Raw genomic sequence first — 5,866 nt, forward strand, 5'->3', positions numbered from 1 at the left:
GGGCCCGTGGGGGGGGGGGGGGGCGGGTGGGGGGGGGGGGGGGGGTTTTTGTGGGGGGGGGGGGGGGGGGGGGGGGGGGGGCGGGGGTGGGGGGTGTCCGTCCTCGGTCCGGCGGTTGCTGCTGCTTTGAGATGTGCCCGGTAACGGACGCCGGCCGCTGCGGGCGGACACCCCCCACCCCGTCCCCTTCGCGCCGTACGCGGCCAACGGCCCATCGGGGCGCGCAATACGGCGAACGGCCCGTCGTGGTGCGCGAGGTGGGGATCGGCCCGTCGTGGCGCCGGGTGACCGCAACTCCCCAGGGGCGCGGGGAACTGCGCGACCGGCCCCCACCGGCCCGCGGTCGCCCGACAACCTGACTCGGCACCCTCGTAGGCGCCCGGCCCAAGCCCCGCGCATGCGGCCCGCGGGGAACTGCGCGACCAGCCCCCACTGGCCCGCAGCCGCCCTACGACCTGGCCCGGCACATCCATGGGCGCCCTGAGGCGCTTCTGGATGGCCGGAGGGGGACCCTCAGTCCGAGATGAGACCCTCGCGCAGCTGGGCCAGGGTCCGGGTCAGCAGGCGGGAGACGTGCATCTGGGAGATGCCGACCTCCTCGCCGATCTGTGACTGCGTCATGTTGGCGAAGAAGCGCAGCATGATGATCTGGCGCTCGCGGGGCGGGAGCTTGGCGAGAAGGGGCTTCAGGGATTCGCGGTACTCGACGCCTTCGAGGGCCGTGTCCTCGTAGCCGAGACGGTCCGCGAGGGAGCCCTCGCCGCCGTCGTCCTCCGGGGCCGGGGAGTCCAGCGAGGACGCGGTGTACGCGTTGCCGACCGCGAGGCCGTCGACGACGTCCTCCTCGGACACGCCCAGCACGGAGGCGAGTTCGGCCACCGTCGGAGAGCGGTCCAGCTTCTGGGAGAGCTCGTCGCTGGCCTTGGTGAGGGCCAGCCGCAGCTCCTGGAGGCGGCGCGGGACCCGCACCGACCACGAGGTGTCGCGGAAGAACCGCTTGATCTCGCCCACGACGGTCGGCATCGCGAACGTCGGGAACTCCACGCCGCGTTCGCAGTCGAAGCGGTCGATCGCCTTGATCAGGCCGATGGTGCCGACCTGGACGATGTCCTCCATCGGCTCGTTGCGCGAGCGGAACCGGGCCGCCGCGTAGCGCACCAACGGGAGGTTGAGTTCGATGAGGGTGTCCCGGACGTAGGCGCGCTCCGGGCTGTTCTCGTCGAGTGCGGCGAGCCGCAGGAAGAGGGAGCGGGACAGGGTGCGGGTGTCGATGGCTCCGGACACCGTCGGGGGAGTCGGGAGGACCGGGGCCGGTGCCGCCTCGACGGCCGTGATGTCGTCGAGCACTGGCTCGGCCTCGCTCTTCGTGAGCGTAAGCACCTTCGAGCTGCCCTGATCTGCGGACATGCCACCCCCTTTGGGTCGCGGGACGGTCGTGGCGAACGGTCCGGGTGGAACGTCAGCCTTCACCTGAATACCGGTGCCGAAGCCTCGGCAAACGCGCTTCCCGCAGAATGTCACATGTCGGCAACACGCTGTAGTGACATGTCGACATGTGAGACCCGAATACGCCCTGGATAAAGGGGGTCTGACGGTTTTTCGGCACAGAAGTGTCGGGAACGGCGCTGGTGAGCGATTCGCTCGCGCCGGTTACGCCTCGATACTGCTTGCGAACTGCGGCGTTCCGGAACGTGCGACCGTGCGCCCCTTATGCATCCGCTAAGCGTCGATCCGATTGGCGGATCGCAGCCGCTGGAAGCTACGCGCGAGTAGCCTCGAAACGTGCATCTGCGAGACGCCGAGTTCCGCGCTGATTTGCGACTGGGTGAGATTGCTGTAGTAGCGCAGCAGCAGGATTCGCTGTTCCCGTTCCGGGAGTTGGACCAGGAGATGGCGGACCAGGTCGCGGTGCTCCACGCCGTCCAGTGCCGGGTCCTCGTAGCCGAGCCGGTCGAGCAGGCCCGGCAGTCCGTCGCCCTCCTGGGCCGCCTCGAGCGAGGTGGCGTGGTACGACCGTCCGGCCTCGATGCAGGACAGCACCTCGTCCTCGGTGATGCGCAGCCGCTCGGCGATCTCGGCGGTCGTCGGGGTCCGTCCGAAGGCGGTCGTCAGGTCCTCCGTCGCGCCGTTGACCTGCACCCACAGCTCGTGCAGCCGGCGCGGGACGTGGACCGTGCGGACGTTGTCGCGGAAGTACCGCTTGATCTCGCCGACGACGGTCGGCATCGCGAAGGTCGGGAACTGCACGCCCCGGTCCGGGTCGAAGCGGTCGATCGCGTTGATGAGCCCGATGGTGCCGACCTGGATCACGTCCTCCATCGGCTCGTTGCGGGAGCGGAAGCGGGCGGCCGCGTAGCGCACGAGAGGGAGGTTGGCCTCGATGAGCGCCGTCCGCACCCGGCTGTGCTCCGGCGTGCCCGGCTGAAGCCCCTTCAACTCGCCGAAGAGCACTTGTGTGAGCGCCCGGGTGTCGGCGCCGCGGCTGCGTGGAGCGGCCTCCTGGGGGGCCTCCTGGGGAGGCGCGGTACTGGCCGACACGGTCAACGCCACCTCTTCGTTGATCAACCCATCCGTCAAAAGCGGTCATAGCATCACAAGACATGTGCACTGTGTGCAAGCATCGCATAACGTTGGGTTACGTCGTGTTGAGGCGGAAGGGGCAATTGGGTGGAAGGCGCAGAAAAGCCTCCCGCCGTTACCGGTGGGAGGCTTCGGAGCGCTCGGGCTCAGTATTCGTAGTCCGCGATCACCCAGGTGGCGAACTCCTTCCACAGCGCCACGCCCGCCTGGTGCTCCGGGTGCTCGACGTACGTCCGCAGCGCGGTCGCGTCGTCGAAGCCGGAGTTGATGGCGAAGTCGTAGGCGATGGGCCGGTCGCTGAGGTTCCAGCCCAGCTCCCAGAAGCGGATCTCGGGGATCTTGCCGTCCAGCGCGCGAAAGGCCTCGACCCCGGCCACCACGCGCGGGTCGTCGCGCTCGACGCCCTCGTCTAGCTTGAAGAGGACGAGGTGGCGGATCATGGGCGCTCCCTTGGGTCTGTCAGTGCGCCCCGTCGGCCAGCCAGGTGAAGAAGTCGCCGACGGCCTTGGCGGCGTCCGATATGCCCTCGAACCCTATCTCCACGTATTCGGCGGCCTTCTCCGGGTCCGTGATGATCACGTACAGGATGAAGACCACGAGCACATAGACGGCGATCTTCTTTCCGTTCACCGCCACCGCGGCCTCCCCCGCTTCTGATGTTCCTGTTGCTTCTGGGGCGCGAGTGTAACCGGGTGATCAGTACGCACGAAGGGCCCCGTCTCTCGACGGGGCCCTTCTCAAGCGGTAGCGGAGGGATTTGAACCCTCGGTGACTTGCGCCACACTCGCTTTCGAGGCGAGCTCCTTCGGCCGCTCGGACACGCTACCGAGGGAGACCTTACAGCAAGGTGGGGCGTGCTTTGAAATCGGTATTCAGCGCTCGCGGAAGAACTCCGTGAGGAGTTTGGCGCACTCCTCCGCGAGGACACCTTCGACGACTTCGGGCCGGTGGTTGAGGCGCCGGTCGCGGACGACGTCCCACAGGGAACCGGCCGCGCCCGCCTTCTCGTCCCGGGCACCGTAGACCACCCGGTCCACCCGGGACTGGACGATCGCGCCCGCGCACATCGTGCAGGGCTCCAGCGTGACGACGAGCGTGCAGCCGGTCAGCCGCCACTCGCCGAGCTCCGCCGCCGCCCTCCTGATCGCGAGGACCTCCGCGTGCGCGGTCGGATCGCCGCCGGCCTCGCGTTCGTTGTGGCCGGCCGCGAGCACGGTCGTACCGTCCGGGGACAGGACGACGGCGCCCACCGGCACGTCCGCGCCCGCCTTGCCGGCCTCCTCCAGGGCGAGCCGCATCGCGGCCCGCCAGCGGTCGCGCAGCGGGTCCGCCGCGGGGGTTCCGGTCAGCGGACGGTCTCCAGTACCTCCGAGGCGCCCAGGGACTCGGCGATCTCCGTGAGGGCGTCCTCCGACAGGGCCTTCAGTTCCTTCTCGCTGACGCCCAGGTCGTCGAGGACCTGCGGGTCGCCGACCGGGCCGTGCGGCACGATCTCTCCGGGGACGCCCGCCTCGGCGGCGGCGGTGTCGTCGTCGTCCTCGTCCTCACCGTCCTCGGTGCCGTCGAGGTCGAGGGCGTCGAGGTCGGGGTCGTCGTCGCCGGGCTCCTTTCCGAGCAGTTCGTCGGTGAGCAGGATCTCGCCGTACGAGCTGCGGGCAGCGGCGGCGGCGTCCGAGACATAGATGCGAGGGTCCTCCTCGCCATCGATGCGGACGACGCCGAACCAAGCGTCTTCCTGCTCGATCAGTACGAGCACCGTGTCGTCCTCGGCCGCGGCTTCCCGGGCGAGGTCGGCCAGATCCGACAGCGTCTCCACATTGTCGAGGAGCTCTGTGTCGCTCGCTTCCCACCCGTCTTCGGTGCGCGCGAGCAGTGCGGCGAAGTACACCGTGACTCTCCCACTGGTCATAGGCGTGCCGGTTGGGGGTCCCCCCGGCGGAGGTTGTGGGCGGGGAGAGCTCGGCTCCGAGCCCCGCCCACTCGGAATCGTGGCAGAAACAAGGCGTTCAGGGGACGTCTTCGGCACCCTGTGTCCGGTGGTTTTGATCGCACGTGCGTCGGCACGTCGGTGAAGGACTCACCAGCGCACTCGTCGCCGCCACGAGCGGGATCGTACGCGGCTTTCCCAAGGGCCTGTGCACGGCCACCTGTTCAGCGCACCGTGGGTGCGCCGCCGGTGCACCGACGGTGCGCCGACGGGCTCGGGGCGCGCGTGATCTTCGTTACCAGCGGAAGGTCCGCATACGCATCGCGTGTCGCAGCCGGGCCACCTTCGCCCGGCGGGGCTGCACCCGGTCGCGCAGTTCTCGGGCCTCCGCGAGATCGCGCAGGAACTGCGCGCGACGGCGCCGGCGCTCGGCGTCGGTCTCGTGTGACGACGGTTCGTGCTCAGGCAGGTCAGGCATCGGTTCACCACCCCAGTCCGTCCCTCCCACCTTCCCCCGGTCGGGCGGTTTGACGCCAGCGCGAGGGGTGCGGTGGACCCGGCTACTGTTGTGGCCATGCGTCTCCACGTCGTCGACCATCCGCTGGTCGCACACAAACTCACCGCGCTGCGCGACCAGCGCACCGACTCCGCGACCTTCCGTCGTCTCGCCGACGAGCTGGTCACCCTGCTCGCCTACGAGGCCACGCGCGACGTGCGCACCGAGGCGGTCGACATCCGGACACCGGTCGCTCCCACGACCGGTGTCAAGCTGTCGTATCCGCGCCCGCTGGTGGTGCCGATCCTCCGTGCCGGGCTCGGCATGCTGGACGGCATGGTCCGGCTGCTGCCGACCGCCGAGGTGGGTTTCCTCGGCATGATCCGCAACGAGGAGACGCTGCAGGCCACGACGTACGCGGCGCGTATGCCGGAGGACCTGTCCGGGCGGCAGGTCTATGTCCTCGACCCGATGCTCGCGACCGGTGGCACGCTGGTCGCTGCGATCCGTGAGCTGATCAAGCGCGGCGCGGACGATGTGACGGCGGTGGTTCTGCTGGCCGCTCCGGAGGGCGTGGAGATCATGGAGCGTGAGCTGGCGGGGACTCCGGTCACGGTGGTCACGGCGGCGGTCGACGACCACCTGAACGAGCACGGTTACATCGTTCCTGGCCTCGGTGACGCGGGAGACCGGCTGTACGGGGCGGCGGAGTAGCGGCTGCGGGTTCGGTGGGGGCGGGCGTTTTTGCGCCGTTCCCCGCGCCCCTGGGTGCCTGCGGCGGCCTGTTTCGGCTCCGGTGGGGGCTTGTGTAGCGCGTGCGGGTGTGTGGTGGGTCGGGGCCGGGGTGGGGGGGGGGGGGGGGG

8 protein-coding genes and 1 tRNA gene are annotated in these 5,866 nt (G+C 69.7%); 1 reads left to right on the forward strand and 8 read right to left on the reverse strand.

Going from position 1 to position 5,866, the window contains the following annotated elements; all coding sequences use genetic code 11:
• Positions 1 to 513 precede the first annotated feature (513 nt).
• From ACIBJB_RS47340 to ACIBJB_RS47375, 8 genes are all read right to left on the reverse strand, one after another.
• The gene (locus tag ACIBJB_RS47340; RefSeq protein ID WP_266562701.1) at positions 514 to 1,407 is read right to left on the reverse strand and encodes an RNA polymerase sigma factor SigF; all 894 of its coding nucleotides are present in this window, start codon (positions 1,405 to 1,407) and stop codon (positions 514 to 516) included.
• A gap of 312 nt (positions 1,408 to 1,719) precedes the next feature.
• Entirely contained in the window at positions 1,720 to 2,577 is an 858-nt protein-coding gene (locus tag ACIBJB_RS47345) for an RNA polymerase sigma factor SigF (RefSeq protein WP_398940371.1), read from the reverse strand.
• A gap of 149 nt (positions 2,578 to 2,726) precedes the next feature.
• The gene (locus ACIBJB_RS47350; RefSeq protein WP_398940372.1) at positions 2,727 to 3,020 is read right to left on the reverse strand and encodes a Dabb family protein; all 294 of its coding nucleotides are present in this window, start codon (positions 3,018 to 3,020) and stop codon (positions 2,727 to 2,729) included.
• A gap of 19 nt (positions 3,021 to 3,039) precedes the next feature.
• Positions 3,040 to 3,216, reverse strand: a complete 177-nt coding sequence (locus ACIBJB_RS47355; RefSeq protein WP_398940373.1) for a hypothetical protein — start codon at positions 3,214 to 3,216, stop codon at positions 3,040 to 3,042.
• Between the two features lie 106 nt (positions 3,217 to 3,322).
• Positions 3,323 to 3,407: transfer RNA gene (locus ACIBJB_RS47360), tRNA-Ser, on the reverse strand.
• Between the two features lie 45 nt (positions 3,408 to 3,452).
• The gene (gene tadA / locus ACIBJB_RS47365) at positions 3,453 to 3,878 is read right to left on the reverse strand and encodes a tRNA adenosine(34) deaminase TadA (protein WP_398940374.1); all 426 of its coding nucleotides are present in this window, start codon (positions 3,876 to 3,878) and stop codon (positions 3,453 to 3,455) included.
• Positions 3,879 to 3,925: 47 nt separating this feature from the next.
• The gene (locus tag ACIBJB_RS47370; protein ID WP_398940375.1) at positions 3,926 to 4,468 is read right to left on the reverse strand and encodes a hypothetical protein; all 543 of its coding nucleotides are present in this window, start codon (positions 4,466 to 4,468) and stop codon (positions 3,926 to 3,928) included.
• Between the two features lie 334 nt (positions 4,469 to 4,802).
• Positions 4,803 to 4,985, reverse strand: a complete 183-nt coding sequence (locus ACIBJB_RS47375; RefSeq protein WP_062041367.1) for a hypothetical protein — start codon at positions 4,983 to 4,985, stop codon at positions 4,803 to 4,805.
• A gap of 96 nt (positions 4,986 to 5,081) precedes the next feature.
• Between ACIBJB_RS47375 and upp the strand changes: the two genes are divergently transcribed.
• A complete protein-coding gene (gene upp, locus ACIBJB_RS47380; protein ID WP_057609479.1) occupies positions 5,082 to 5,717 on the forward strand; it encodes a uracil phosphoribosyltransferase in 636 nt (211 codons plus the stop codon).
• Positions 5,718 to 5,866: the final 149 nt, after the last annotated feature.

Source organism: Streptomyces sp. NPDC050759, from assembly GCF_044456945.1.
In the GTDB taxonomy this organism is placed as follows: domain Bacteria; phylum Actinomycetota; class Actinomycetes; order Streptomycetales; family Streptomycetaceae; genus Streptomyces.